The organism is Roseomonas sp. 18066 (assembly GCF_902706185.1).
GTDB lineage: Bacteria > Pseudomonadota > Alphaproteobacteria > Acetobacterales > Acetobacteraceae > Pseudoroseomonas.
This window is the reverse complement of sequence record NZ_CACSJM010000410.1, coordinates 1-395: the sequence shown is the minus strand read 5'-3', so window position 1 is coordinate 395 and position 395 is coordinate 1. Positions and strand designations below refer to the sequence as shown.

Annotated in this window: 1 protein-coding gene; it reads left to right on the top strand. The window is 65.3% G+C overall.

Going from position 1 to position 395, the window contains the following annotated elements:
• A partial coding sequence (locus GVN67_RS30270) for a hypothetical protein (RefSeq protein ID WP_235035638.1) occupies positions 1-181 on the top strand: 181 nt, incomplete at its 5' end.
• Positions 182-395: the final 214 nt, after the last annotated feature.

The window sequence follows — 395 nt, the reverse complement described above, 5'->3', positions numbered from 1 at the left end:
CACGTACGACGGCGGCACGGGCCAGGGTGCCGAAGGCGCATACCTGCCGGGTGAGGACCAGCCCGGCACTGCCCGCGGCGGCCTGCTCAGCGAACAAATTCCGCTGCCGGGCCGCCGGACCTACCAAGGGAAAGCCGGAGAGAACCCGTATTTCAAGACGCGGCGCAGGCGTAGAAAGTGACTCCGGTGTACTTTGGCGGCCGTCTTCTCCACGGCCGCCCGGGGCGGATCGGCTAGGATCGAACAGGTACAGGGGTAGTTGCATTCAAGGTTCCCGCCGTGCGCGGTACCTGAACGGCGGTTGCGTCATCGAGGCCGGCAATCCCGGACAGTCTAGGAGGAACACGTGTCCAACCCGATCGATGTCGGTTCAGTACTTGGCGGCCGCTACAAGG